Annotated in this window: 25 protein-coding genes; 5 read left to right on the top strand and 20 right to left on the bottom strand. The window is 48.1% G+C overall.

What is annotated here, in order from left to right:
- Positions 1 to 15: 15 nt before the first annotated feature.
- The 4 genes from ACFQ3J_RS19715 to ACFQ3J_RS19700 all read right to left on the bottom strand — a co-directional run bounded on the left by ACFQ3J_RS19715 (position 16) and on the right by ACFQ3J_RS19700 (position 6,441).
- Positions 16 to 3,195, bottom strand: a complete 3,180-nt coding sequence (locus ACFQ3J_RS19715; RefSeq protein ID WP_251583779.1) for a DEAD/DEAH box helicase — start codon at positions 3,193 to 3,195, stop codon at positions 16 to 18.
- Between the two features lie 209 nt (positions 3,196 to 3,404).
- A complete protein-coding gene (locus tag ACFQ3J_RS19710; RefSeq protein WP_091159527.1) occupies positions 3,405 to 4,670 on the bottom strand; it encodes an ABC transporter substrate-binding protein in 1,266 nt (421 codons plus the stop codon).
- 51 nt (positions 4,671 to 4,721) lie between these two features.
- Positions 4,722 to 5,558 carry a carbohydrate ABC transporter permease gene (locus ACFQ3J_RS19705; RefSeq protein ID WP_251583778.1) on the bottom strand — a complete coding sequence of 279 codons (837 nt, stop codon included), beginning with the start codon at positions 5,556 to 5,558 and terminating at the stop codon, positions 4,722 to 4,724.
- A 1-nt stretch (position 5,559) separates the two neighbouring features.
- Complete coding sequence (locus ACFQ3J_RS19700; RefSeq protein WP_091159524.1) at positions 5,560 to 6,441, bottom strand: carbohydrate ABC transporter permease; 882 nt, start codon at positions 6,439 to 6,441, stop codon at positions 5,560 to 5,562.
- Between the two features lie 264 nt (positions 6,442 to 6,705).
- Between ACFQ3J_RS19700 and ACFQ3J_RS19695 the strand changes: the two genes are divergently transcribed.
- Complete coding sequence (locus tag ACFQ3J_RS19695) at positions 6,706 to 6,855, top strand: hypothetical protein (RefSeq protein ID WP_251583777.1); 150 nt, start codon at positions 6,706 to 6,708, stop codon at positions 6,853 to 6,855.
- Positions 6,856 to 6,935: 80 nt separating this feature from the next.
- Here ACFQ3J_RS19695 and ACFQ3J_RS19690 read toward each other — a convergent pair whose 3' ends face one another.
- From ACFQ3J_RS19690 to ACFQ3J_RS19665, 6 genes are all read right to left on the bottom strand, one after another.
- Entirely contained in the window at positions 6,936 to 7,316 is a 381-nt protein-coding gene (locus ACFQ3J_RS19690) for a RidA family protein (RefSeq protein ID WP_091159522.1), read from the bottom strand.
- 74 nt (positions 7,317 to 7,390) lie between these two features.
- Positions 7,391 to 8,068, bottom strand: coding sequence for an oxidoreductase (locus ACFQ3J_RS19685; RefSeq protein ID WP_251583776.1), 678 nt, complete (start codon positions 8,066 to 8,068; stop codon positions 7,391 to 7,393).
- Positions 8,069 to 8,207: 139 nt separating this feature from the next.
- A complete protein-coding gene (locus tag ACFQ3J_RS19680; protein WP_091159519.1) occupies positions 8,208 to 8,408 on the bottom strand; it encodes a CsbD family protein in 201 nt (66 codons plus the stop codon).
- Positions 8,409 to 8,533: 125 nt separating this feature from the next.
- Positions 8,534 to 9,946 carry an HD-GYP domain-containing protein gene (locus ACFQ3J_RS19675; protein WP_251583775.1) on the bottom strand — a complete coding sequence of 471 codons (1,413 nt, stop codon included), beginning with the start codon at positions 9,944 to 9,946 and terminating at the stop codon, positions 8,534 to 8,536.
- A 727-nt stretch (positions 9,947 to 10,673) separates the two neighbouring features.
- Positions 10,674 to 10,805 (bottom strand): YjcZ family sporulation protein, encoded by a 132-nt coding sequence (locus ACFQ3J_RS19670; RefSeq protein WP_211753669.1) that lies wholly within the window; start codon positions 10,803 to 10,805, stop codon positions 10,674 to 10,676.
- 76 nt (positions 10,806 to 10,881) lie between these two features.
- Entirely contained in the window at positions 10,882 to 11,478 is a 597-nt protein-coding gene (locus tag ACFQ3J_RS19665; protein ID WP_251583774.1) for a hypothetical protein, read from the bottom strand.
- A 122-nt stretch (positions 11,479 to 11,600) separates the two neighbouring features.
- On the opposite strand from ACFQ3J_RS19665, the gene ACFQ3J_RS19660 reads away from it, so the two are divergent.
- On the top strand, positions 11,601 to 11,798 hold the full coding sequence (locus tag ACFQ3J_RS19660; protein ID WP_091159515.1) for a hypothetical protein: 198 nt from the start codon (positions 11,601 to 11,603) through the stop codon (positions 11,796 to 11,798).
- Between the two features lie 292 nt (positions 11,799 to 12,090).
- The gene (locus ACFQ3J_RS19655) at positions 12,091 to 12,288 is read left to right on the top strand and encodes a hypothetical protein (protein ID WP_091159514.1); all 198 of its coding nucleotides are present in this window, start codon (positions 12,091 to 12,093) and stop codon (positions 12,286 to 12,288) included.
- 87 nt (positions 12,289 to 12,375) lie between these two features.
- Here the strand turns inward: ACFQ3J_RS19655 and ACFQ3J_RS19650 are convergent, their stop codons facing one another.
- The 4 genes from ACFQ3J_RS19650 to ACFQ3J_RS19635 all read right to left on the bottom strand — a co-directional run bounded on the left by ACFQ3J_RS19650 (position 12,376) and on the right by ACFQ3J_RS19635 (position 14,749).
- Positions 12,376 to 12,600 (bottom strand): hypothetical protein, encoded by a 225-nt coding sequence (locus ACFQ3J_RS19650; protein ID WP_251583773.1) that lies wholly within the window; start codon positions 12,598 to 12,600, stop codon positions 12,376 to 12,378.
- Between the two features lie 197 nt (positions 12,601 to 12,797).
- Positions 12,798 to 12,986 carry a hypothetical protein gene (locus ACFQ3J_RS19645; RefSeq protein WP_251583772.1) on the bottom strand — a complete coding sequence of 63 codons (189 nt, stop codon included), beginning with the start codon at positions 12,984 to 12,986 and terminating at the stop codon, positions 12,798 to 12,800.
- Positions 12,987 to 13,049: 63 nt separating this feature from the next.
- On the bottom strand, positions 13,050 to 14,312 hold the full coding sequence (locus ACFQ3J_RS19640) for a sulfatase family protein (protein WP_379293679.1): 1,263 nt from the start codon (positions 14,310 to 14,312) through the stop codon (positions 13,050 to 13,052).
- 137 nt (positions 14,313 to 14,449) lie between these two features.
- A complete protein-coding gene (locus tag ACFQ3J_RS19635) occupies positions 14,450 to 14,749 on the bottom strand; it encodes an MTH1187 family thiamine-binding protein (protein WP_091159509.1) in 300 nt (99 codons plus the stop codon).
- 694 nt (positions 14,750 to 15,443) lie between these two features.
- On the opposite strand from ACFQ3J_RS19635, the gene ACFQ3J_RS19630 reads away from it, so the two are divergent.
- Positions 15,444 to 17,780 carry a ribonucleoside-diphosphate reductase subunit alpha gene (locus tag ACFQ3J_RS19630; RefSeq protein ID WP_251583770.1) on the top strand — a complete coding sequence of 779 codons (2,337 nt, stop codon included), beginning with the start codon at positions 15,444 to 15,446 and terminating at the stop codon, positions 17,778 to 17,780.
- Positions 17,781 to 17,795: 15 nt separating this feature from the next.
- Complete coding sequence (locus ACFQ3J_RS19625) at positions 17,796 to 18,827, top strand: ribonucleotide-diphosphate reductase subunit beta (protein ID WP_091159506.1); 1,032 nt, start codon at positions 17,796 to 17,798, stop codon at positions 18,825 to 18,827.
- A gap of 111 nt (positions 18,828 to 18,938) precedes the next feature.
- Here the strand turns inward: ACFQ3J_RS19625 and ACFQ3J_RS19620 are convergent, their stop codons facing one another.
- From ACFQ3J_RS19620 to ACFQ3J_RS19595, 6 genes are all read right to left on the bottom strand, one after another.
- On the bottom strand, positions 18,939 to 20,747 hold the full coding sequence (locus tag ACFQ3J_RS19620; RefSeq protein ID WP_251583769.1) for a S9 family peptidase: 1,809 nt from the start codon (positions 20,745 to 20,747) through the stop codon (positions 18,939 to 18,941).
- 91 nt (positions 20,748 to 20,838) lie between these two features.
- On the bottom strand, positions 20,839 to 21,519 hold the full coding sequence (locus ACFQ3J_RS19615; protein WP_251583768.1) for a 4'-phosphopantetheinyl transferase family protein: 681 nt from the start codon (positions 21,517 to 21,519) through the stop codon (positions 20,839 to 20,841).
- Between the two features lie 26 nt (positions 21,520 to 21,545).
- A complete protein-coding gene (locus tag ACFQ3J_RS19610; protein WP_251583767.1) occupies positions 21,546 to 22,811 on the bottom strand; it encodes a M16 family metallopeptidase in 1,266 nt (421 codons plus the stop codon).
- Between the two features lie 4 nt (positions 22,812 to 22,815).
- A complete protein-coding gene (locus ACFQ3J_RS19605; RefSeq protein WP_251583766.1) occupies positions 22,816 to 24,192 on the bottom strand; it encodes an insulinase family protein in 1,377 nt (458 codons plus the stop codon).
- Positions 24,193 to 24,226: 34 nt separating this feature from the next.
- Positions 24,227 to 25,207, bottom strand: a complete 981-nt coding sequence (locus tag ACFQ3J_RS19600) for an LpxL/LpxP family acyltransferase (protein ID WP_251583765.1) — start codon at positions 25,205 to 25,207, stop codon at positions 24,227 to 24,229.
- Positions 25,197 to 26,324: an arginase family protein gene (locus tag ACFQ3J_RS19595; RefSeq protein WP_251583764.1), complete on the bottom strand. Its 1,128-nt coding sequence runs from the start codon at positions 26,322 to 26,324 to the stop codon at positions 25,197 to 25,199. The genes ACFQ3J_RS19600 and ACFQ3J_RS19595 overlap by 11 nt, the downstream gene beginning before the upstream one ends.
- Positions 26,325 to 26,334: the final 10 nt, after the last annotated feature.

The following is a 26,334-nucleotide window of genomic DNA, read 5'->3' as shown; positions in this document are numbered from 1 at the left end:
TGTTTAATCCGTGTTCTATACCCACATCTCACCTTGAAGACTGACGAGGCCCTTCAGCTCATCATCGGACATTTCTGTAATCCAGGTCTCGCCTGAACCGACCACCTGCTCCGATAGTTGCTTCTTGCTCTCGATCAGCTCGTCAATCCGTTCCTCGAGCGTCCCTTGGCATATCAGCTTATGCACCTGGACATTTCGTTTCTGTCCAATGCGGAATACGCGATCCGTCGCCTGATTCTCCACCGCAGGATTCCACCAGCGATCATAATGGATGACATGGCTCGCATGAGTCAGGTTCAATCCTACCCCGCCTGCCCGCAAGGAGAGAACGAAAAGGGAAGGGCCATTCCCATTCTGAAATTGCTCCACCATTTCGTCTCGTTCCGCCTTCGAAACGCCCCCGTGAAGGAAGAAGGGCTTCTCATCATACCGCTGAGATAATTGCTGAACCAGAACCTCTCCCATCGACACATACTGGGTAAAAATAAGGGCTGCCTCGCCGTTATCACGAATCGCATCTGTCAGCTCCATCAGGCGTTCAAGCTTGCCTGACGCCTCTACGCGCCCCGCATCCTTACGGCTGTGATCAACCAGTACAGGATGGTCGCATATTTGCTTCAGCTTGGTCAAGGAGGATAATACAACGCCTTTGCGTGTAAACCCAGTTTGTCCTTCAATGCCCGTCAACAGCTGATCTACTACACCTTTGTATATAGCCGCCTGCTCCACTGTAAGTGAACAGTAGGATTTAAGCTCCAGCTTCTCTGGCAAATCCTTGCGAATATCCGGATCACTCTTCAGCCTTCTCAGCATAAATGGAGATACCAAACGATGAAGCTCTCGCAAAGACCCGGTCTCTTCCTGAGCGCCTATCGTATATCGCTGTCTAAACGACGCAGCCGTACCCAGATAGCCGGGATTTAGAAATTGAAAAATGGACCACAGCTCACTGAGCCTGTTCTCTACAGGCGTTCCTGTCATGGCAATCCGGTGCGGTGCAGACAGCTTCATGACGCTTTGCGCCTGCTTCGTTCGATAATTCTTAATATATTGCGCTTCATCCAGCACGACAGAGGACCACTCGATCGAGGCCAGATCGGCCCCATCTCTGCCTGCCAGATGATACGTCGTCAGAATAATATCATGCTCCCCAGCCTGCTTCCGAAATGCTTCTCCATGCAGTCTCTGTGTACCATGATGAATGTATAGATTAAAGTCGGGTGCAAAACGCTTAATTTCCCGCTGCCAATTTCCAAGCAGTGAGGTCGGACAGATGATCAGGGCCGGATGCTCCATATCGAATTCATCCTCCTCCAGTATATCGCCTTGACGACTGTCCAGCTCTCGCTCTGCTTCCCTCGCTTCTCGTGCCGCGAGCTTGGAATCCAGCAGACAGGTAATAACCTGTATGGTCTTCCCGAGGCCCATATCATCGGCAAGGCATACACCGAAGCCAAGATCACGCATGGCAGCAAGCCACTGATAGCCCCGCTGTTGATAAGGCCGCAGATTGCCATGAAGTGAAGCCGGCGTATCTCTGATTTGGGTTCGACTCAGCACCTGGCCATCCAGAAGAAAGGACAGCATGCCAAACGATTCAGCGCCAAAAATGGACATCCCTTTCCAGCTCGTTTCCTCATCTTCATCAACGGCCAGATGAATCCATTCGGACAGCGCCATGGAGCCTTCCTCATTTTTTTTCATAAAGCGCAGCACCTGGCGAATTTCTTTCGGATCAATCTCGATCCATTCTCCCCGGAACTCCACGAGCGGAATCGCAGATGCCGCAAGCTGTGCAAGCTCTTCCTTCGTTACCGGCATCCCGTTCAGGACAGCCTCTGCCTCAAACTTGACCAGCTGCTCCATCCCAAGGGTCGGCGCCTTCTGTGTACCCGGTGCCTCGCCATTCTGCAGCATTCTCAGCCGAAGCCCTGTCTTCCGCTTCCCTTCCCGACTCCAGCGGGAAGGCATTAGCACGGTAATTCCCAGCTGCTGCAGCTTGGGGACAGAAGAAGACATAAATTCATAAAATTGCTGCGTATCCATCTCGATCTCATGTGGAGACGCCCCCATAGCCGGCCGCAAACTAGGCGCAGCTTCACATGCTTTGCCTAAGGCGAGGAGCATCTGCTCCTGGACCCGGCTGTATTTTACCGTCCCCCGATCCACATCTGGTGAAGGATAGGCCCATATGGCCTCAATTGGCACCCGAAAATCAGCTTCGTTCTCACTCTCTGCCCAGAAGCTCACTTTCCATGCAGAAGAGCGCTCCAATTCAGACGGCTCCAGCCGTAAGCTCAGCTTTAGTATTCCATCCTCAGGACCGGAGGATTCTCCTATGATCACTGGGGGAGCGCTGTCTGAAGCCTTAGCCACGCTGTCTGTCAATTCCTCGATCTCTTGCACAGTAGCCTGCACACTCAGCTCACGCGAGCCTGTGAGCAGACTGTTCCACCACAATTCAGTGAGCGGAGAATACCCTCTTCTGTAATTAGCCCGATAACGAGACAGACTGCTCTCCACAGAGGCAATCTCGGCAGATACCGCTGCATGAATCGTTTGTCTGAGGAAAGAGTATAAGACAGCTGCTCCTGCTTCCTTCACTGTACCGACTTCGGATTCTGCGTACGCACCGGATGCGGTCAGACAGATCGCAGGGATGGTTTCAGCCAGCTTCAGGAATCGTTCTGTATCGATAGGGTCTGTTATTTTGGGAAGCCACACAGCTGTTACAGCAGACTGATTGCCTCTGCGCCTTCCACCGGCCGAGCTCACAGGCGCTGTGCCTGGGGTAATTTGCCCTCGAATCAGCAGCTCCATTGCAAATCTAGCCGCTTTAGCCCAGTACTCCATCTCACTGCCAGGAGCGAAGCCTGCCTGCTCTGCCTCTTCCTTGTTCCAGCGAATCAGCAGCTCAAACGCATCTCTCGGAGCAAGCGCCAAGCCTTCCAGCGTCCGGCCAAATGCGGGCCGCTTCTTCCTCGAACCTGCACTTGCTTCCTGCTGAACCGATTTCTTCTGCCATCTCAGCTCAGCAAGACGCAGAGCGGCATGTTGAAATGGACGGTAGGTTCCGTCCTTCATCTTCATTTTTCTTATTAAATGACTCCAAGCATCGACTTTTGGTTCCGATGTTTCCCCTGAAAAACAAAAAAACACATCTCCGAGCCATATTCCATAAAGTGGTTGATTCATCGTAAGTCACCCGTTAGCCCCTTTAGATTGTTACTCTCCATCATATACGAAAATCGCTCTTTTTAAAATTGTTAAGTCGAATTCAAGGGCGATCCCTTGGTTTGCTTGACTCATACCAGAAAAAAAGAGACAGCCCTTCAATTACGGAGCCGTCTCAAAGCTATCTCTTACTATCTCTCTATATCTTAATAACCACACCTTTGCTTCATTTACTCTTTGAGGCTGTCCCAGCTCTTCTGCATATCCTCCAGCAGCTTTGCTGGGTCCGGATTTGCAATGTAGGCCTGCATCACAGCACCATACTCCTGCGGTACACCTTCTGGAAAACGGTTGAAGTTCCAGCTCAGTACCTTATCCTGATCACTGTAATCTATAATATCAGCAGCCAAATCTCCAAGTACCTCACCATCCGCAGTCACACTCTTAAAGGCAGGAATAAATTTGAATTCCTCTGTCATATACCGCTTACCCGCATCCGAGGTTACGAGCCATTCCAAAAAGTCCTTCGCCTCTTCCTTCACCTCAGAGTTCTTGTTAATAACATAGTTGTTCGGCACGCCGACAAACAGTTTATCATACACCTCGGCATCATCTCCGATTGGCATTGGAAGAATACCGAGATTCAGATCCGGGTTGATGCCGTCAATCTGCACTTGTGTCCAGTTCCCCTGCTGCATCATTGCAGCCTCACCAGTAGCAAACAGGGTGACCTGGGTATTATAGTCCGTCGTCAGCGGGTTCTTATTCCCATAGGCAAGGGTCAGATCCAGCAGCTTAACCCAATCTTCAAAAATAGGGTTGCCCGGAATCGTCTCTGTCCCTTCATTCAGACCATCAATAAAAGCAACCGGGTCCGGCTGATGTGCAAATGGAACGTTGGCATTGTGATTCCCGAGCACCCACCATTCCTGATAGCCATTCGAGAATGGCACGATGCCGGCATCCTGCAGCTGCTGTGCCACCGCTTCAAGCTCGGTCAGCGTCTTCGGAAGCTCGGTAATGCCTGCCTGCTCGAACAAATCCTTGTTATAAATAAATCCATAGCCTTCAAGCCCGAGCGGCTGACCATACAGCTTCCCATCCTTTGTCATCGGCTCTTTGGCCACTTCGATGATATCATCTACCCAGGGCTCATTTGACAGATCCTCAAGAGAATCAATCCATGTGTCCAGCTCACGATATCCGGCAACGTTGAAAATATCCGGATGCTCTGTACCTGCAAACTTGGTCTTCAGCGCCGCACTATAGTCACTACCTCCGCCGACTGTCTCAATTTCAATATTGATATCCGGATGCTCCTCCTCATATTCAGCAATAAGCCGATCGAAGGCCTCCGCAATTTCCACCTTGTATTGAAAAATCTTAATCGTCGTCTTTCCATCCTCAGCACCGCTGCCTGACCCTCCGCCGCAGCCGGATAGAACGACAGCACATACAAATACCAACGTAAACAAGAACAGTCCCTTTTTCTTCAAGACGAATTCCTCCTCATATGAATTAACGTGATTGATTCACGAAATCGAAGCCTAACCTTTGACCGAGCCTGCCGTAATCCCCTGAATAATGTGCTTCTGCATCAGGAGGAAGAACAGGATGATCGGTGTGATCCCCAGGACCAGTGCAGGCAGCGCGAGATCCCATTGCTTGGTGTATTGACCGAAGAAGGCGTAGGTTGCAATCGGGATCGTATGCAGCTCAGCGTCCTGCAGCACAATGGAGGGCAGCAAGTAGTCATTCCAAATCCACAGTGTATTCAAGATGATAATCGTGACATACATCGGCCGCATGAGCGGATAGACAATTCGGAAAAATACGCCGTAAGCGTTGCTGCCATCCACTCTTGCTGCCTCCTCGATCTCGACAGGCACCGATTTGACAAATCCGTGGAATAGGAATACCGACATCGGAACCCCGAAGCCGAGGTAGCAAATGATAAGCCCCCAATGGCTGTTCATAATCCCGACCATGCTTGTCACTTTGACGAGTGGGATCATGATCGATTGAAACGGAATGACCATCGCTGCAACGAACAGTGTAAACAACACGCGATTGAATCGGGTATTGTGCCTAACCATCCGATATGCAGTCATCGAGCTGATCAGCACAAGCAGCAAATTACTGATAACGGTTACAATTAGAGAATTCGTGAGCACCTTGGGAAAGTTGGTTATCTCCCATGCTCTTTGATAATTACCCCACTCGAACGCTTGCGGCCAGGAGGCTGCGTTGGTCAGCAGATCGCCGAAGGTTTTGACAGAATTCACAAACAAGAAATAGAAAGGAACAAGAAACACGAGAGCCAGTAGAATCATTATAATTTCGGTGATTAAGGTACTTATCCGATAGCTTTTTGCAGATTCCATCTTATGCTTCAACCTCCTTGCTCTTCGTCAACCGAACCTGGATGAACGTGATCATGGCCACGATAATGAAGAAGATCAAAGCTTTTGCCGTACCGAGTCCGTACCTGCCGTTCACGAACGCCTCGTTGTAAATGTTCAGTGCCACCGATTCGGTTGAACGGAATGGCCCTCCCTTCGTGAGAGACAGGTTCAGGTCAAACATTTTGAAGGACCAGGAGATGGCGAGGAACAAACATACAGTAACCCCTGGCATAATGAGCGGCACGATAATACTCTTCAGAATCTGTCCCTTGCTCGCGCCATCGATTTGAGCCGCCTCAATTACTTCATGCGGTATGTTATTCAGCGAAGATATGTAGATTACCATCAGATATCCGGCCGTCTGCCATACAAAGACGATGACAATCGCCCAGAAGGCCGTCGCCTCATCCCCAAGCCAAGGGAGATTAAAGAAGGCGAGTCCCGTCGCTTCCCCAACGGATGCGAATCCGCGGACAAAAATGAACTGCCAGATAAATCCGAGAAGCAGTCCGCCGATAACATTCGGCATGAAGAAGATCGTACGCAGGACATTTTTGGTCTTGAGCGGCCTTGTCAGGAAATAAGCAAGGAAAAAGCCGAGCACGTTCGTCAGCAGTACACCAGCAAGTGTGAACCAAGCTGTAAACGTAAAGGATTTTAGAAAGGCGGGATCATCCGTAAATATCTTTTGAAAATTGGATAAGCCTGCCCATGTGGGCTCGCTTGCTGCACCATTCCAATTCGTGAAGGAATAGTACATTCCCAGCAGGAACGGAGCCACAATAATGAGGAGGAAAAACACGAGTGAAGGACCTACAAAGACAAGCTGCTGCAGCCACTGTGAAGACCTTTTGCTAATCACGCTGGCCAGCCCCCTTTCAGTGCTTTATTGTATCTCTAACTATCTTTAACCCATATGAATGGAAATGAATGAACATTACGGAAAATTAAAACTTTCGATGCAGGTCATTACATGTCTGCTCATTTGCATACACTTATTTTGAATGTGAAATTATTGGGTAAGAATATTAATTAACCCCACAGTCAAGTATCATACTTGCGAGGAGGGATTTCATGCTGCTCACTACTAACCGGAATCCTTATAAATGGCTTAACGTGATCGGAGTTGTACTCGGATGGGTTTGGCCTTGGTGATGAGACGCGGGCGATCCTTCTCTTGATCATCAGAGCCATTGTGGCGCTGGCGGTCTGCTTCTCTTATCGTGACGCCGTACTTCTGCTTGTCTTCGTATGGGCTAACAGCAGGCACAAATAAGAGAAGGACCGTCTGCCATGTCAAATCAGGGCAAGTGGTCCTTCTCTTATTTTGCTTCCATATTCACGTATAAACGCTTGTTATTTCTTCAGCGTAATCGTCTCGATTTCGACCAATGCATCCTTCGGCAGACGAGCTACCTCAACCGCACTGCGTGCAGGATAAGGCTGGTTGAAGAACGAGCTGTACACCTCATTTACACGGGCGAAATCATTCATGTCCTTCAGGAATACCGTCGTCTTCACCACTTGGTCCAAGCTTGCGCCTGCAGCTTCAAGAATGGCCTTCACATTCTCAAGGGACAGACGCGCCTGTTCCTCAACCGTATCACCAAATTCACCTGTCTGTGCATTAATTCCAAGCTGTCCGGACGTAAATATAAAACCGCCCGCTTCAACCGCTTGGCTGTATGGCCCAATGGCTCCAGGTGCATTTTCTGTGGAAATCGGGTTCTTACTCATATGTATCTCCTCCTCTATATGTTTGTTTATCCAAGCATTTCTATAGTCATTGTAGTCAAAGCACGCAGGCTTGTCTATTTTTGTTGTTCTGCCAGCTTCCAGATGTCCTTGTTCGAGTGGCGGTACACCCCGCTCTGATCTCGCAGTGCAGCTCTAATCATTGCTTTTGCAACATGAGCGCACGGGACAGCTCGGTACTCCCGTCCTCTTCCTTTGCGAAGCAGTGGATCGGCAAGCGTCAGTACCCATTCACCTATCTTCTCCCCTGTACGCTTCTCTTCTCTGTCGCCAAGCAGCAAGGAGGGTCTAAGAAAATGAATGCCGCGATAGCCCAGTCTCGCGATGTCGTCCTCAAACTCTCCCTTGGTTCGGGTGTAGAAGACACGTGAGGTGCTGTCGGCTCCCATGGATGTGACGGCAATCATCTGCCGCGCCCCATGAGACAGCGCAAGCCTGGCGGCAGTAACGGGATATTCCAGATCAACCTTGCGAAACGCCGCCTGTGAGCCCGCCTTCTTGATGGTGGTGCCCATACAGCAGAACAATTCGTCCACTCCGATGAAGGCCTCTTCATGCTGTTCAAGCTCATCCCAATTGACCATCACCTGAGACAGTTTAGGGTGGGATATCGGAAGCTCCTGTCTCACGAGCGCGGTAACCTGTTCATATTCATCATGCCCAAGCAGCTGTGATACGAGCTGCTTGCCAACCAATCCAGTTGCCCCAATGACTAATCCTTTTCGTCGTCCCACGAGCTATTACCTCCTGACAAACTTACTTTTCCCTATCATAACATGCAAAGAGAGCACAAATCCTCTATCGGATCTGCGCTCTCTTATTTTGAAAAAAACGATTAAAGCTTCATTATAAAATGACAGAATAAATATATGATTAACGGTACGTTCTGCTCCAGTTATCATATTCCTTCTCGGCTTCGTCGCGGGAATGACCATATCGCTCCTGAAGCTTGCCGACCAGCTTATCCTTCTCACCAGCGATGACATCCAGATCATCATCTGTCAGCTTACCCCATTGCTTCTTGGCCTCGCCCTTCACTTGATTCCATTTTCCTTTAAATACGTTGTTATCCATTCTTCTCATCTCCTTGTCTGTATGGTGATTCCCAAGCTCCTAGAGACTAGAAAGTATGTCACCAGCGTGTTATATTCTTAACCCGATTTCGGGTCGTTGAATCGATAGGGTATGAGATGAAGTTCTTAACAGCAGGATGGTCTGCAACGATACTGATCTACAAATATGCCTGCAATAATTGGGTCCCACTGCGTTCCTCTGCCCTGCTCCAGGATAGAAATAGCCTCCTCATCCTTCATTCCTTTACGGTAAGGTCTATCTGAGGTCATGGCATCAAAGGCATCTGCCACTGCGATAATCCGGCCAAATAGAGGAATCCTCTCTCCCGCCAGCTGATCCGGATAACCCTTGCCATCATAACGCTCATGATGGGAACGTACTCCGGACAGAAAAGGCTTAATGGACTGCGCCGGCTGTACATGCTGAAGTATATGTTCGCCAAGCACCGGATGACGCTGAATCGTCAGATATTCCTCTTCACTCAGCTTACCTTCCTTAAGCAGCACCATATCGGGAATGCCTACTTTGCCGATGTCATGGATAAGCGCGGTTTTGTAGAGAATATCAAGCTCATCCTCCGCAAGCCCCAGCTTGCGGCCAATCATAACCGAGTATTCTGCTACACGCATGGAATGACCTGCTGTATAAGGATCTCTGGCGTCCAGCGCTGCCGATAATGTACTAAAGTAGCTGTCCTGCAGCTGCTTCACCAGCTCATCTCTTTGCTTCAGCTCAAGACTTAAGTTCGTTAGGCTCGCATTCAGCTGTTCTGCAGGCTGAGCCGTATCTCGTATAAGAAGGCGAGCTGCAAACATAGACAAGCCGATGCCAAGCAGCAGATACCATGCTCCAATTCCGGTGCAGTCTATCATAACCGTTTCAGAGAAATAAAATAGACGAAATTCAGTTATAAGGAACACAAGCAATAAAGGAAACATGGCGATAAAGATCATACTCATTCCGATTTTGGTACCAAGAGACGCCGGCAGCTTTCCGATGTGAGACAGCTTGGTTCCGCTTGCTGCCGCTTTATTTCTAACTGCTGATATGTAAGGTCCAATCACTCTCGTTGTTGTGATAAATTCAATGATTGCATGAAGGTAAGAAACAAAAAAAAGGCTTATTACAATATATAAAGTATGTATAAATGACAGATGGAGAAGATCTGATCGCTTCAGAATCGTGGTTAGCAGCACGACCGGCAAAGACAAACAAATATAATGCGGAAACAGCATCCGACAGAAGGCGTAAGTCGGCAGATTGTGGAGGAAATCATACGCTTGTTGAAGATCAGTGCCCGATTCAGCTTGAAGCTGTATATCTCTGTACGGTCTAACCTGTTTGAAGATAAGGTATATTCCGATCAGCAGCGTAAAAAGTAATGTTGCAGTCAAGATCACTGCCAAAAGACAGGACTCTGCTGCACGCATATGAAGCGTTGAAGACAGTATAGACAGAAGCGCCAGTACAGAAGTTGCAGCCCAGCCTACGATGTAGTTTATAGCTAATCTTTTGCGCAGCGCTCGATACCGTTGCAAGATGAATACAACCTCGCTTTCCGTAGAAGCTTGTTCTCAATATATATTATAGCCGAGGAGTCCCAATTTCGAGAATAAGCTTTTTCCTGTTTTCCCTGTATTAGCTCTGTGTTTGTAAATTGCTGTAATATATGATATAGTAGATTATATTATGAATATTTAACCCCATTACATTCCTCTTGTAGGTCATGCATATATTCGCGGCTGACATAAGAATAATGCATCTGACCCTGACCATGATAACTCTTATTTAACCCCATGGAGTAATCGCGTTATAACCCAAACACGAGAATTTATGTTTTCATTCAAACTGGCGCGGTCATCGGAGCCGTAAGGACAAAAGAGAGGTAGGGCTTTTGTTGTATGAAATTTAAGTAGAGGAATAAGGTGCAGCTGTAGTTTCTACGCTAACTACGAATAGCAGCATTATATTAGGTTAAATATATATTGCTCAACCAAGCCGCTTTTGATTATTGAAACGAGGGCGACCTTGGGAGCACAAACATTAAGCCCCCGAGCATTTGTCGCACGGGGGCTGTCCAACGTTCATGGAATGTATAACTCGCACTGATCGAAGTCACATTGTTATGAGCTGCGCTCTCTGCTATTTAGAGATGACGATGTACGACAATTCGAGAAGTTAGATCCCTTTGTTGTAATCTCTGCTAAAACTTCAGGCCTGCCCATACAAGCAGGCAGACCCAAAGTTTATATCATGGTCAAATCATTACCAGCAGAAAGCTTTAACGATAATAACCAAGAGAATAAACAATACCAAGATTGCACCGATGGATTTGCCACTTTCGTAACCGCCGAAGCCGCCTACTTGGCCGCCATATCCGTATCCTACTTCGCTCATTGTAACTCCTCCTTTACTGTGTACTACATTCATACCATATGTTGCTCGGCTGCATTGCGACCGGGCTAATTGTCTTTTATTTATTGTCCACTGTCATTGAACCAGAATGCGATGGTGGCCTGTAACCAGGACGGGGCCAGTGAGGCGGGTGCTGCGGATGCGGTGGATGCTGAGGTCCTGCTTGGGGATTTGGTCCATTCGGGTGATGTGGATGAGGTAGGCCGGATTTCGTATCAACACCTTGCGCGGGAGGCGAGCCAGTCTTGTCATTGGGACCCGGCGGCAAAGCTTGCACTGTTTGATTCATATCAGCAGGAGCGGTATGACCCAGATTCATTTGCTTCAATCTCTGCCCAAGCTCCCCCAATGCGGACTTATAATTCTTCGGCAGATTGAGCTGGTCGGATTGATCAAGAAACTGCACGATAAGACTATGCATTTTGTGCTTCTTCTCAGGCTTCACATCTTTGAAGATGTCGATAACTCCATCCTTCATCTCCAATAACGTATTGCATAGGGCCAAGAATTGCTCTGAAGACATATTTTCCAGCAGCTTTGGCGACAAAAGAGAAAATGCATTAGAAGCAGCTTCGCTCTTTGCTGACTTCTTTGTCCTTTTTCGAATCGGAGCCTTAGACACTTTCTTTCTTGTACCGTTTCGTTGTTTATTCATGGGCTTCTCTCCTTTCGGGCACATATCACTTGGGAAAGCACCCTTTTTTAGAACGCCTCCCTATGAGTATTCATAAACTAGAAGAAAGAACGGAGGCATCTTGAGTAAAGAGGGTGAGATGGATGAAAAAAAGCAGCACATCAAGCAAGAATAGAATCAATAATGGCAACAATAATGGCAACAATATGGAAGCTGAAACAACTAAAATCGAGCACTTAGCCCTTATCGCCGCTATCCTTGCATTCATTGCCGCAGGCATTGGACTGTATATAGCAATGAAAGATCTGTACCTGCCGTACGTGACAGAGGTTATCACATGATGTAGAGTATTCACAGTACCTAGAGTAGCTTATGCGAACCCTCAGCAATTGATATGGGCAGTCATTTCACTATAAAGCGAATAATAGCGGGAAAGTTTCGAGGTTTTTATAGTTCGTTCTATATGGCTCGAGCTTATCCCGCATTTTCGCCCTTAGGAAGAGTGAGGATGTTTTTTGTCTTAAATTTAAGTATAATCAAATTACTTAACTGTTTTTTTGTTCCATTATTATCATTTGCGACCATCTAGTCGATACATAGAGTATGTAATATTTTTGGAATGGAGGGATTCTCATGCTTGACACACTGAAATACGCAGAAGATAAAGGATACAGCGTATGCTTGGTTATGCAGAACGGCACATCCTACTTTGGTGAAATCGAAATCTGCCCTGATTCAGAGAACCTGGTCATTATCTGTGACCAAGGACGAATATCAGCTAATATACATGATATTAAACACTCCTCTACCATCGTTGCTGCTCACTTCTAAGTTTCGATTCACATCTTTGTACAAAATTTTACAACAAGATATTTACATACAGCTTCCAAATTCATACGACCAAAGAGGCGAACGCTATCACAGCGTTCGCCTCTTTATGTGCAGGCTAGCAGCCATAATAGGTTGGCATGATACGGGACCCGGTGCAGGGGGAGTCGGTCCAAGATACTGAGCGCCGATAATATCCACATTGCTCACCTGCATAAATTGTACAGAGCCGTTCGGAAGAACCAGGTTCAAGCTTACAATGCCGCTGGTATCTGGAGGAACAGGAGGTGCGTAGCCGAGGAGCTGCCAGGTCACCTGACCATATCCTGTGATACCGACCGATAATAATGCCCTACTCGGCCTCTGTTGATTTCATCCTGAAAGAAATTCGAAGGTAAAAGATATACGGTCATGAACGATACATCCTTTCGTGTAAGTAAATGATCTATACACGATATATGCCCATGGTCCGGGCGAAGTGAATCCGCACCTGCCCAAAATAGAGCCCAATTTTACGATAGTGGCGCCAAGCCGCCCCTATCATATAACACCGGGCCCTTGGACCACGCAACAGCAAGATGCATCAATAGCTCGGTCTTTAGTGCTTCTCTGATCCTCGCATGCTTCGCCTCTTCATACAGGTTGACCCACTCACCAGGATCAGCTGTAAGGTCATACAGCTCTCCCTTTGTGTGCTGCACTCTCGTGGCAGCATCCCGAGCTGAGCCCTCTATATACAAGATCAGCTTCCATTCCTTCGTCCGCTACATGTAGGCCGGTGCGGAATGCGGTGCACTGACTCCTTTTCCATGAAACTCGCAGAACGTTCCTTGTCGCCTCAAGTCATCCAGCAGATCGAATCCGGGAAGCATGGGGTTACGTGGCAATCCAGCAGCTTCGCTGAGCGTAGGAACGAGATCGACAAGCTCTGCCGGGCGGTCGTCGATGGTCCCCCGCTTTTCTTCTGCAATCCACGAACCCGATAAGATCAACGGTACCCGGACGCTCGCATCATACAAATTATATTTCGAGAACCTGAATTGCCGTTCACCGAGCATTTCTCCATGATCCGAAACAAAGACAATCAGCGCATCTTCCAGCCTTCCCAGCCGTTCAAGCTTCTCAAGAGCCAACCCAAAGTAATGATCCAGCCAGGAACAATTGGCAAAATACCGGAGGGTTGTGCGTCTGCGCTCCTCTTCACTCATCGCAAGGAATGCCTTCTTCTTATCCACATAGGACTCCCTGCTTCGGTTGTTAAGTTCATCTGACGCGGCTAGGTGAGTATCCGCTTCGTCGAGCCATGGAGGCTGGGGAATATCCGGGATATCCTCAATTGAGTACAAATCCTCGAATGCCTTGGGGACGTTAAAGCCCGCATGCGGCTTAAGGAAGGATAAATAGAAGAAAAGCGGACGATCCGGATCTACACCCTCATCCAGGAACTTGAGACTTTGTTCAGCAACCCATCCGTCGCGATGCTGCTCCATCGGTACCTGGCTGGTCATACCAATATATCCGTGAATATTCTCCTCACCACTGCCAAAGTGAATCGTTTCTCTGCTGTATGCTTCCAGATACTCTGGGTGGGTATCTCCCATCATGATCGCATTTTCCTCATAATGACCGCTGTCCCGTGCAAGTCCTACGGCCCTCACTTCAAACCCGCGGGCAGAAGGAATCTCCGTCCGCTCGCTGTGATTCCAGTGCGTTTTCCCGAATCCGGCTGTCTGATATCCTGCCTTACGCATCAATTCGGGGAGCGGATCAGAGGGCAGCCTGTCCTCATCGTAAATGCCGCCGTAATTGGTTCTCACCCCCGTCTGGGATGAATAATATCCAAACATCATGGAGGTCCGGCTCGGTACGCACATCGGAGACTGACAAACCGCCTGACTGTAAGTAATGCCTTCGTCAGCCAAACGATCTAGATTAGGCGTGTGTATATGCTCGTTGAATTTCCCTATGCAATCCCAGCGCTGCTGATCCGTCATAAAAAAGATAATATTGGGTTTATTCTGCGGCATTTCCCCTTCATCCTCTCTTCATCTTTTCGAGAACTTCAAGGCAAAAAACGGAACATTTAGACAGCCCAGTCATTATATATACCACATACGGACTTGAGTCAGGCAGAACGTTCAAATTCAAAGATGAGATATCAAATCTACAGCTTCTCCCTGACCGATGCCAGCTTCTGAGCACTAGAAGAAGGCTTGTCTCGGCGATCGTCAATCTTGACCGAGGTAGAGACGCGCTGGGCTCCTGCACCGAATGGGGTCTCGTGCAGCGCTCGAATGGCTGCAAATATATCGTCCAGTTCCCCCTCGATAATGGTGCTCATGGATGTAAGCTCAAATTGAATTCCAGGCTGTTTAGCAAGCGTACGCTGCAGCTCTGCCACATAAGGACTTAGACTTGTGCTTCCTGTTCCAATCGGAATAATCGTGACCTCAGCTATGGCCATTTATATCCCCTCCTAGTAAGTTTTAATTCCTATTTTTAATAAATTGTGCCTCTATAGGCTCCGCACATGATTCAGCATTCTGACTTTTATTGACGATATACTCATTGTAGCATGACCATGTTCACAGAAAAAAAATATTTAAGAGATTCTACTACTTCTTCCAGCCCTTTTCCTTTGCGGTATGTTGGGATATTTGCTATAATCGCAAATGCGTTTCAACATGAAGGTGGTGTTTACAAACACAACATATTGGGGTAATCTTGTAATACATCAACCAAATGTAGTGTTGATACAGAATCGACCATTGTACGAATCTCTATAACTGTCAAGCTTTTTTTAGTAGAAATTAATCTAGCCCGGCAATAGGCAATTCTAGAGATTTAAGAGCTCCAAGTCACGGGATAATGAACTGAGCAGGTACATATGGGCTATCCATTAATCCTATATTTTCACACCTTACTCGCGTTTCCCCCGGCGTACAGTATAACCATAGCAGCAAGCGGGGACGCAAATGGCATTTATCTGGCCGCGAGAAAGCCGGAAAATGCTTTTTCTATGTACGATTACTTCAAGTACGATTCTCTAGCCCGAAAATCCACTTTTTTGAAGCGAAATTCACAGCAGGATGATCTTACTTTTTTTAATGCTTCACTCCATTTATCTATCACTATCACAAAGAAAGCGAGGGCTCTTCATGCCACAAGTGGTTAATAAACCTAACAATCGTCAGCTTGCTTTTGACGAGATCCGTATTTCTGTATATGCAGACCGTATTCTTGCTGATCTGCCTATGCTTGATAAAGAAAAACTCGTTCGTGGTGTAACCTCTAAACTGCGCCGTGACGAAGTATCCAGTGAAGAAATCAGCAATGCATTCTCCATGTCTGCCCTTGAGCTGGTTACCAAAGAGGAGCCAAACTGGAAATTTGCGGCAGCTCGTTCACTGCTCACTTCTCTATATAAAAAAGCGGCTAACAACCGCCGTTACAAAGCATATCCGGAAGAGCCATACGGTGCATTCTATCCACTGATCACGACACTTGTTAAAAAAGGGATCTACCGCGAAGAGCTGCTCGATTGCTATACAAAAGAGCAAATTGAAGAACTCGGCGCCGCCATTGAAGCGAAGAATGACCTTCTGTTCGATTACATCGGACTCTTGACGCTCGCTGAGCGTTATCTTGCGAATGACTTCGACGGTAGAGTCATGGAGCTTCCACAGGAGCGCTACATGATTATCGCGATGTACCTGATGCACAAAGAACCTGAAGACAGACGTCTTGAGCTCGTCAAGGAAGCCTACTGGGCGATGAGTAATCTCTACATGACAGCAGCTACCCCAACGATGTCCAATGCAGGCAAGAAGGTAGCAGGCCAGCTGTCCAGCTGCTTTATTGATACAGTTGACGACTCTCTTGAAGGTATCTTTGATTCCAATACAGATGTAGCACGCCTCAGCAAAATGGGCGGCGGGATCGGTGTATACCTTGGAAAAGTGCGTTCCAGAGGCTCCGATATCCGTGGACACAAGAACACAAGCTCCGGTGTTATCCCTTGGATTCGCCAGCTGAACAATACGGCAGTCAGCGTAGACCAGCTTGGTACGCGCAAAGGCGCCATTGCGGTATACCTTGACGTCTTCCATAAAGACATCTTGGCATTCCTTGATCTTAAGCTGAACAACGGTGACGAGCGCATGCGTGCCCATGACATCTTCCATGGCATCTGCCTGCCTGACTTGTTCCTTGAGCGTGTAGAGGGACGCGGAGAGTGGAATCTGTTCGATCCGCATGAAGTGAAGAAAGTGATGGGCTGGAAGGACGAGAATGGCCGTGCGCTGGGTCTTGAAGACTTCTATGATGAAGAATTCGGCAAAGGCACTTTCCGTGAAAAATATGAGGAAGCGACCAATCATCCTGACCTGTCCCGCATCACTGTACAAGCGATCGATATCATGAAGCGTGTCATGAAATCCCAGCTGGAGACAGGCACACCGTACATGTTCTACCGTGATACGGTAAACCGTGCGAACCCGAACCGCCACAAGGGAATGATCTACTCTTCCAACTTGTGTACAGAAATTATGCAGAACCAGTCTGCTACAACGATTGAGCAGGAAGAGCTTGTGACCAAGGACGGCGAAACTCGCATCATCATTACTAAGAAGCCGGGCGATTTCGTAGTCTGCAACCTGAACTCTATCCATCTTGCCCGCGCCGTACCACATGGCGTTCTAGATCGTCTTGTTCCGATTCAAATGCGCATGCTCGATAACGTAATCGACATTAATAATATTGAAGTACTTCAAGCACAATATACAAACAGCCAGTACCGTGCTGTCGGTCTTGGAACCTTCGGTCTCCATCACCTGCTTGCGCTTGAGGGCATTCGCTGGGAATCCGAAGAAGCGGTAACCTACAACGACAACTTGTATGAGAAGATCAGCTATATTGCTATCAAATCCAGCATGGAGCTGGCAAAAGAAAAAGGAAGATTCCCTAAATTTGCTGGATCAGACTGGGAGAACGGCAACTACTTCGCATCCCGCGGCTACATGGACGGAAGCCGTGAAGGCAAATTTGTCAGCACAGAGCAGTGGAAAGAGCTTGCAGCAGAAGTAAGTGAACATGGCGTACGCAACGGATGGATGATGGCGATCGCGCCAAACGCATCGACTTCCATCATTGCCGGTTCCACCGCAAGTATTGATCCGCTCTATGAGCTGCTGTCTTACGAAGAGAAGACCACTTACAAGATTGCGAATCCGGCACCGGACCTGTCCGAGAAGACAATCTGGTACTACAAGACAGCATTTAATATCGATCAGCATGCGTCCATTGATATGGCTGCTGCGCGCCAGCGTCATATTGACCAGGCACAGAGCTTTAACCTGTACGTGCGTCCTGATATCCGTGCAAAAGATTTCCTTGATCTTCACCTGCATGCTTGGAAGGCGGGCATCAAGTCCACTTACTACGTACGCAGCCGTGCGCTTACGATTGAGAACGAATGTGAATCATGTGAATCTTAAGGAGGCAATACCCGAATGAATGAGCAAAAGATTTTTAATACTGCGGCACCGAATAAATCCACCCGTATCATTAATGGTGAGAACTCCGGGATTCTGAACTGGAACGACATTCGCATGCCTCATATGTATAAATTGTACAAAGTACTGCTGCTGAATTACTGGATCGCCGACGAAATTCCAATGTCCAAGGATGCACAGCAGTTCCCGCATCTGGATGCAGAAGAGCAGCGCACGTTTAAGATCAACATTGGCCTGCTGGCCGTGCTTGATTCCATGCAGACGATGTTTGTCGGTGACGTCAGAGAATATTTGACCGACTCCTCGCTTGAGGCGATCTCCGCTATCATTGCCCAGCAAGAAGTCGTGCACAATCAATCCTATTCTTATGTGCTCTCTTCTCTCGTTTCCTGGGATGAGCAGAAGGAGATCTTTGAATACTGGAAGCATGATCCAGTCCTGCTGGAGCGGAATCGGTTCATTGCGGATATTTATCAGAACTTCCGTGACGAAGCTACGCCGCAAACGTTCTTTGAAGCACTTGTTGCCGATATGATTCTTGAAGGTATCTTCTTCTACAGTACATTTGCCTTCTTCTACAATCTGGCACGGGATCAGAAGATGATGGGTACGGCACAGATGATATCTTACATTCAGCGGGATGAGAACCAGCATTGCTACTTCTTCGCTGAAGTTTACAAGCAGCTGCTGGCTGACTATCCAGAGCTGAACACGAAAGAGAACATGGACTATGTCTATCGTACGATCAACCGTGCAGTAGAGCTGGAAACCAATTGGGCACACTACACACTGGAAAAAGTACGCGGCATCAATCTCCCAGAGCTTGAAGACTACATCAAGTTCACAGCGAACAAGCGTCTTCGCCTGATGGGCATGGACAAAGCATACGAAGGCGTTGATGTGAACAGTATGCCTTGGATCAAGCCGTTCTCCGATGATGCGCTGAATGCAACGAAGACCGACTTCTTCGAAGCCAAATCCCGTAACTACGGCAAAGTCGGAGATGATAACGGATTTGACGATCTGTAATATCGACGAATAAACTGTAATAAAAAAGCGATCTCCCTGTCTCGACGGGAAGATCGCTTTTTTGCTATAAATCTGAATGTTCTATTTCACACACATTTTGGTAACAGACTGCTAGGCGTGCACCTCTACACTGGCTTGATGCTTATCGAGGAAATCGGCCATCGCGGTATATACAAGAATTTCGTTCGCCTTCCGGGAGAAGCCATGGCCCTCATCTTCCAAAACAATATATTCCACTTCTGTCCCCTGCTCCTTCAATGCCGCAACGATCTGATCCGATTCTGCCTGAACTACACGTGGATCATTAGCCCCCTGGATGACGAGCATCGGCTTCACCATTTGTTTCAGATAAGTGATCGGCGAATCCTTGATCAGCCGTTCACGGTCTTTTACCGGATCTCCCAGCCACTGCTCCATGATCGGCTTCCAGGAATCCGGAACCGATTCAATGAAGGTGAACAGATTGGACGGTCCGAAGATGTCCACTGCTGCGCGGAACAGCTCCGGATGACGCCCGGCAAGCAGCAGTGTCATATAGCCGCCATAGCTGCCTCCCACGATAAATAGACGATCCGGTGAGCTAATGCCCTGTTCAAACAGCCATTCGATACCTGCTACACAGTCCAGTCGCGGCCCTTCGCCCCAGTCTCCTTCGACCAGCTTGACGAAGGTAGCCCCGTACCCTGTGCTTCCGCGGAAGTTTGGCGCGAAGATGTTGTATCCCCGGGCAAGCAGGAACTGGAACATCGGTCTAAAAAACTTGCCTTCCGAAGCCTGTGGTCCCCCGTGCGGCCAGAAGACCGTATAGCCGTTAGCGGCCTCCGGCTTTGCCTTGAACAGCAAGGCTTCAATCTCCATCCCGTCGAAGGAATTATATCTAATGACATCCGGATAACACAAATCCTCTTCTGTCAGACCAACAACGACGTTATGCGTAAGCTGCTCCCATGCTCCATTCACATAGCGGTAGATGTTGAAGGGCTTCACTGCCCCGCGGCCAAGAATATATAGATTACCCGATTCGGCCACCGATATCTGCTCTACGAAATCGACGGGCAGAGGGACTTCGGTATACCCTTCGTCTCCATAACGGACGGCATACATTCGATTCTCAATTCCCACACTCGTACCGATATATATGGTCTGTGACTCTTTATGCCACTGGGTAGCGGTAACTTCTTCCTGATCAAAGGCTTGAATTGTTCTCATTTCACCTGTTGAGATGTTATATTCAGCAACGTAAGCAAATTCCTTCCCTTGATTGGTGACAAACAGCATAGTATCGTTATCGATAAAAGTAACGCTTCGAATGACTTGAACCTCATCTTCTGGGAATACGTACTTCACCTCAGCCTCCCCATCCGATTGAATGAACAGGGACTGATGGGTGTTAGAGAACATCTTGAGATAGGCTCTGCGTCTCTCATCCGGGCTTATGGCCGCATGATAAGTCGGTCTATCCACTCCTTCATGAAGCAGCTCGTCCTTCCCTGATTCAAGGTCAAGACATCTGGAATTCAAGTAAACCGGATTATCCTTGGAGGTGTCATAATATATTCTTTTACCATCCTCCGACAGCTTAACGAAGTAGAACTTCTCGTCCGCTTCGCCGGGCACAATCTTAACAGGCTTGCCGCCGCTAGGCTTCAGCAGATATAAATGCAGATTCTCATCGCCGTCTTTGTCAAAATCAGCCAATATATATTCGCCATGCGGGTCTGTCTTGATAAAGCTTCCTGACTGATTCTCGTATGTAAGCGGATAAGGAAATCCGCCAGGCAGGTCCATAGCCCAGAGGTTCGGCTGACTGTTCAAGTTGCTGTTAAACAGTAGTCTGGATTCATCCTTGGTGATCGTAAAGTATCGAATCACACTCGTTTGGAAAAATTGAGCCGCGTCGGGGACAGGAAAGTTAATCATTGCGATAAAGCCTCCTTTATATTCGTTTGCTCACTTCCTCTACATCATAATTTACGCACCCTTCTCAATCAAGACAAGGAATGGGCTAACTCTAACGTATTGTACGATATTTAAGGCTCATCGGGCCTTTGCCTTGATAACAGACCGATCCTATGTAATCATTCGAGAGATACAGCGGACGAGTCGTATAGGACTCCCCTGATTCCGATTGTGAATGCCGAATCCAGGTATGGTCGTCCGCGAGCGTGTTCAGTTTAAGCCACTGGCCTCCGATTCCGGACCCCGTCGCTTTGGCGAGCGCCTCCTTCCGCGTCAGAATCTGTAGTAGTATTCTTGTTCGATCGCGTTCATTACCCGCTGCAAGACAGTACTTCTGTTCCGATGGAGTCAGAAACCGGGAAGCGATTCGTTCTGTTCTCAGCATGTCCCGAATGCGTTCCACATCTACACCGACCGGGCAGCTGCCTGAAATAGCAACGCATGTCAAGTTATCAGTATGTGCCAGGTTGAATTCAATGCCTTGGCGGACGAACGGCTTCCCACTCGCATGATAATCCAGCTGTACAGACTGAGGAGAACATCCGAGGTGCTGGCTGAGCACGTATTTCAAGAAAGCTCTTGAAGCGGCAAACTGGGCCCTGTCTCTCACAGTTCTGTATCCAAGCATTCTTCTTACTTCACTGTCGTTCAAGGCATTCCGCAGTTCAGGCCCCAGTATATACTGCCCCTGGGCGGAAGCGTAATGAATCCACACCTCTAACGTGCAGCTCATACATTCACCCCCATCACTATAAGCAGCTAGGTAATGACCGACATCCGCAGCTTCTCAGGGACTGCATATTCAAACAAGACGTGCATAATATCCTCATCTGAAGGCAAGAGGAACATTTCTCCCATCTTCATATAATTCAGATCCATCAGTGCTGACTCCGATACATACATGCAGGCCTGCTTGAGCGAATCAAGCTCCGCATAATGGCGGCCAATGCATTTCATTCGGCTCATCTGCAGCACCTTCTCGCTGATGCCTTGATTCGGCAGCTCCTTGAGGCAAGAGACAACCTGGTTATACAGCTGCTTGGGATCAATCGAGAACCCGCTCATAATGGAAAATGAAAATGAGGATCGATAATAATGCTCCCATCCTGCATTTTTATTGATCAAGCCGTTGTGAACCGCCACTTGAAAAAACGGAGATGCTTCGCCAAAGAGAGCCTCTAGTCCAACCATTAGCATGACGTGCTCTCTTGCCGACATACCACAAGGGTCCGCTGCAAAGCCGAATTGAACGACCGGAATCGGCTGAAACCTCTGTGTTTCGCGGTACATGTCTGTGGAGGGATTCCTGGATAATGTGACTTGTTCACAAGAAGCAGGAGAAATGGCAGCCGGTGCAGGTATTGCACTCTCCAGATAATCAATGACAGCGTCTGCTTCAACTGGGCCTGCTACCGTCAGCGCCATCCGGTTCTGTGTATAATGCTGCCCATATACCTCATGCAGCACGGATGCATTAATCCCTTCAATACTGTCCGGTGTACCCGCGACATCCATTGCCAATGGATGGTTCTCCCCATATAGCATGGAGAGGAGCTGCTGCATACATAACCATACGGTCTCATCTGTATAACCGGATAATTCCTGCCTGATGATCGACCTCTCTAATTGAATTCGTTCTTCGGGAAAATAAGGCGTGAGGATAAGATTTATAAACAAAGCCAAGTTGCTGTAATACTGATCCGTAGAGGCCATCTGATAGGTTGTTACATCATACCTCGTGAGAGCCGAAGTCGATGCACCTTGAGAACGCAGGCGCTGATTGACTGAGGGTCCCGGCTGGCAAAACATCATGTGCTCCAAGAAGTGTGCCGTTCCATAAGGAGCATCAATAGAAGCGGATTTGATCTGTAAATCAGAGACTTCCGTTCCATCATGAATAGCCCCGTAGGATACGCTGAGCGAAGTGAAAGTGTGGGTATGCTGAGGTCTAGGGAGAATGCGAATAAGCATGCCTCCTTGCAGACAGTGCTCTATTATTACATCCTGATCGAGTGTCAGTTTCATGCTTCTATGCCCCCTTCCCGCTTCTGTCCAGGGTTTCATTCGGAAAAAGAACCCATGTTACGGCTTTTTCAAGATTTAATGCAATTTGTACAATATCATCTGCCGTTACAGCTGTGATATGTGCAAGGAAGTCTGTCGTATCCATCGTTGTTCCCGTGAGGCATTGATCCAGATGGATATCAATCTCTTGTTCGGGCAGATCAATGCCAACTTTCATGAAATGAAGCACTCCCTCAATGGCCTGCGTGATTTCGGCCGCATCCAGCTTCCCTGCGGCGATCTGCTCCAGCTCTCTGTCAATAATGGAGAGAATATCACTCATATTTCCGACCGTAGTGCCCGTATTTATATGCATAAGTCTTCGGAAACGATCCAGCTCGCTCATGACTTGATATACAAGCTGGTTCCGTCTTCGCAGTTCCCGATTGAGCCGGGACATGGGACCGGCGGCAAACAGCTTATGAAATACGAAGAGGGCTGCATAGGCTGGCGAACCATAAGGCACATGGGTCATATAAGTAATATTTAATTTACATTGGTTGAAATTCCCATGCTCGATCATGAGGGAATGCTCTTTCCCGCTTGAAAGAGGGGCGTAAGGTGTGCTGCTTGCAGAAGGTATACGATTCTCGGAGGATATGCTGCTCCCGGAAGCTATATTGTTCCCAGAAGGCATAAGAATCGCATCCCCTTGCTCTTGTACGGCGGGCGATGGAGGTGTAAACCAGGAGAGTACATCATCCCTATAATGAGAGGGCAGTACATTGCCAACAATGTGAATGTGCATGGGTAAACGAATGGCTTTTTCATAAGCTTCATATATATGGTGCTCTTCTATGGTCCACGGTGCCTCTTCACCATCTTTACAGTTATCGGCTGAGTGTGATTCATACCCGATATAGGAGAGACAGCGGCTCTTTAATAAGGAGCTCGGATCATGTGCCTCTTGATTTACAGCATACCTAAGTCCATCTACTTCCTCCCTCAGTCGCTCTGAATCAAAACAATTCAGCCCAGAAGGTCTAATGATCATTTCGGATAGAAGCTTAAGCGCCTCCCTTGAAGGCGAGCTCCCTACCTCTGAATCACTGGGCTGCAGGACCTTAATGGTATAAGAAAGGATCTGATTCGATCCCTTCTGCTCAATGTTATAAGTACAGCTTGCACCGTACAGCTGACATAACCGTTCTCTTTTCGCTGATTCGCTCAGGCCTGCGCCTCCTGCTGTCCAGAGTAATCTTCCGAGCAAGGAATACATTTGTTCATTAATTTCTCCGTTATTTACAATAGATACTGTTAGATAGGCGTTATAGTATTTGGTCGTAGGCAATAAATGAAGAGATACGTTACCGCGCTTTGTTGATATGAAACGATGGGACATGATGTCACCTCCCTAATATGAAAATCCAAGAACCTTAGCCCAGGTTATATATTTGAGCTTGCTGCAGATTCACCCCAAGCTGACCGAATCCTTCAACAGGACGGCTGATCCAATCAAGCCGGGGAAGTTCGATATGAGAAGAATGATGTGTCGTCTCATCCTCGCTCTTCCAGGATAGAACCTGCTCATGATGACGATCCCAGAATCGCCACTGCTCCGGCTGCTGCAGCAGCTGAGATCGAAAAGGCTCATAGATCTGCTCTGCAATCTGCTGTACATCCTCACTCGGCTGAAACGGAGGAAGAAATACGATACGGCTCCTATAATCGGTTGTCATGGTCATAAAATACAGACACACCGGCTTCTTGGCTTTGGACAATATACGGAATATCCCGCTTCTTGTTCGTATATTTGATGTCAGAAACGGCAGCTGCAGCTGATAATTGTCTGTGTTATAACCCGTCTGCCCGTCCACGAACAGGCTGAAGCAGCCGCCCTTTTTCAAATGAGAATACAGCTTGATGCCGATCAGCTCATCCTGGGAGTTCAGCATCTCGGCTCTGGAATATTTACGAATAGACTCCCACTTATCGAGCTGCTTCTCCTGAATAACGGTATCCCTCTCCGCAACCAAATAAAAAGGAAGTCCTTCGCGGTAATGACCCTTCCGGATTTCTTGTCCGATCGTCACCATATTGTGTCTGACAAACCCATAGTGAAAAGTGAGGAAAGCGCCTCCTTCCTGAAGGGTGTGCTGCAGGTGCTCTCGTCCATGAACCTCATCCCATTCCAAAAAGGAGTACGGTGATCTCTTATGCTCCTCCACCGTTCGCAAGAAGGACAAATAATCAATCCATGTCTCCTCAGCCGTTCTTGGCCCGCCAAGCGGGCTCATTTCCTTCGCAATATTCATAAGAGCATAGAAGTAGCCCAGCTTGATGCCGGCGTCCCTCTGCTGCTCAAGCTCGACCTGCACTGCATTTCGGTGAAGCTCAAACGATTCTTTAAGATTCATGACAGATCTCCCCTATATGTAGACTGCAATCCTGAGACATTCGGTTCTGATGCAGTCCCTCGAGCATGTGGACCATCAGCCGCAAGGCAAGCTCCATCTGTCCTGGCACCCTATCAGAAGCGGCAACACCTTGACCTTCAACCAAATCGCCGCCAATAAAATACAGGTCGGAACGAAGCACCGTTTCCACCGCTTGCAGCACGACGTGCCAGGAAGGGCCTCCGCTCAGCGGAAAGTCAACATAGGGAAAGGTGCCGGGGTCCAAACAATCCATGTCAAAGGAAAGATAGGCCACTGCCTCCGGATAATTCATCCGCAGTTCAGATAATATTCGCTGGATCGTCTGCGGCTCCATACGTTCTCCTGAAATTTGAATGAGCTTATCATGGGTGTACATTTGATCCACGGATCGGATGCCTCTAAGTCCCAGCTGTACGACCGCTGCAATTTCATCCCGTGCCAGCAGATGGCGTACAAAATTTGCATGATGGATTCGATCATGATGAAGCGCATCGATGCCGCAATCATGGTGCGCATCAAACTCTATCAAAATAATCGGCTTGTTCATCTGCTCCACAAATGCAGATAAGAGCGAGTGTGTGATGGAATGATCTCCACCTATACTGTATAGCCCTGCCTGCTCTGTAACCGAGAGCTTTACTGCCTCTGAGACTCCTGGCGAGCTCACACCCGATTCATCACTGATAAAGTGCTCTTTCACGCATGAGCCTAAATCCTGCAGAATCACCCCCTGCATAAGACGCCGGTCCGTTCCAATGTCATATAGTCCAGAAGTGTATGGTGATACAAAGGCAGGGTACACGGTTCTTTTCCAGGATTCGGCCCTAAGGCTGTCCTCGAATAAACCGACGGATGAATCATGAATGCTGGTCCCTCCTGCATAAGGGATACCCAGCAAATAAAAGTTTGGCTTCGGCTGACCAAGCAGCGGCCTGAATTTAAAATAGGGAATGGGCGGATGACGAACACCCGGAAGAATCGGCGTATCTCTATCCTTATTCCAGGAATCAGGCTGCACTTCGTAAAACTGTGTAAAGCCTTCATCCGCAGCAACCCATGATTCTCCCAAACGCTGCATCAGGTAGTATGGATTCATGACGCACCTC

The sequence above is a fragment of the Paenibacillus provencensis genome (assembly GCF_042678545.1).
Lineage (GTDB): Bacteria > Bacillota > Bacilli > Paenibacillales > Paenibacillaceae > Paenibacillus > Paenibacillus provencensis.
This window is presented reverse-complemented; position numbering and strand designations above follow the sequence as displayed.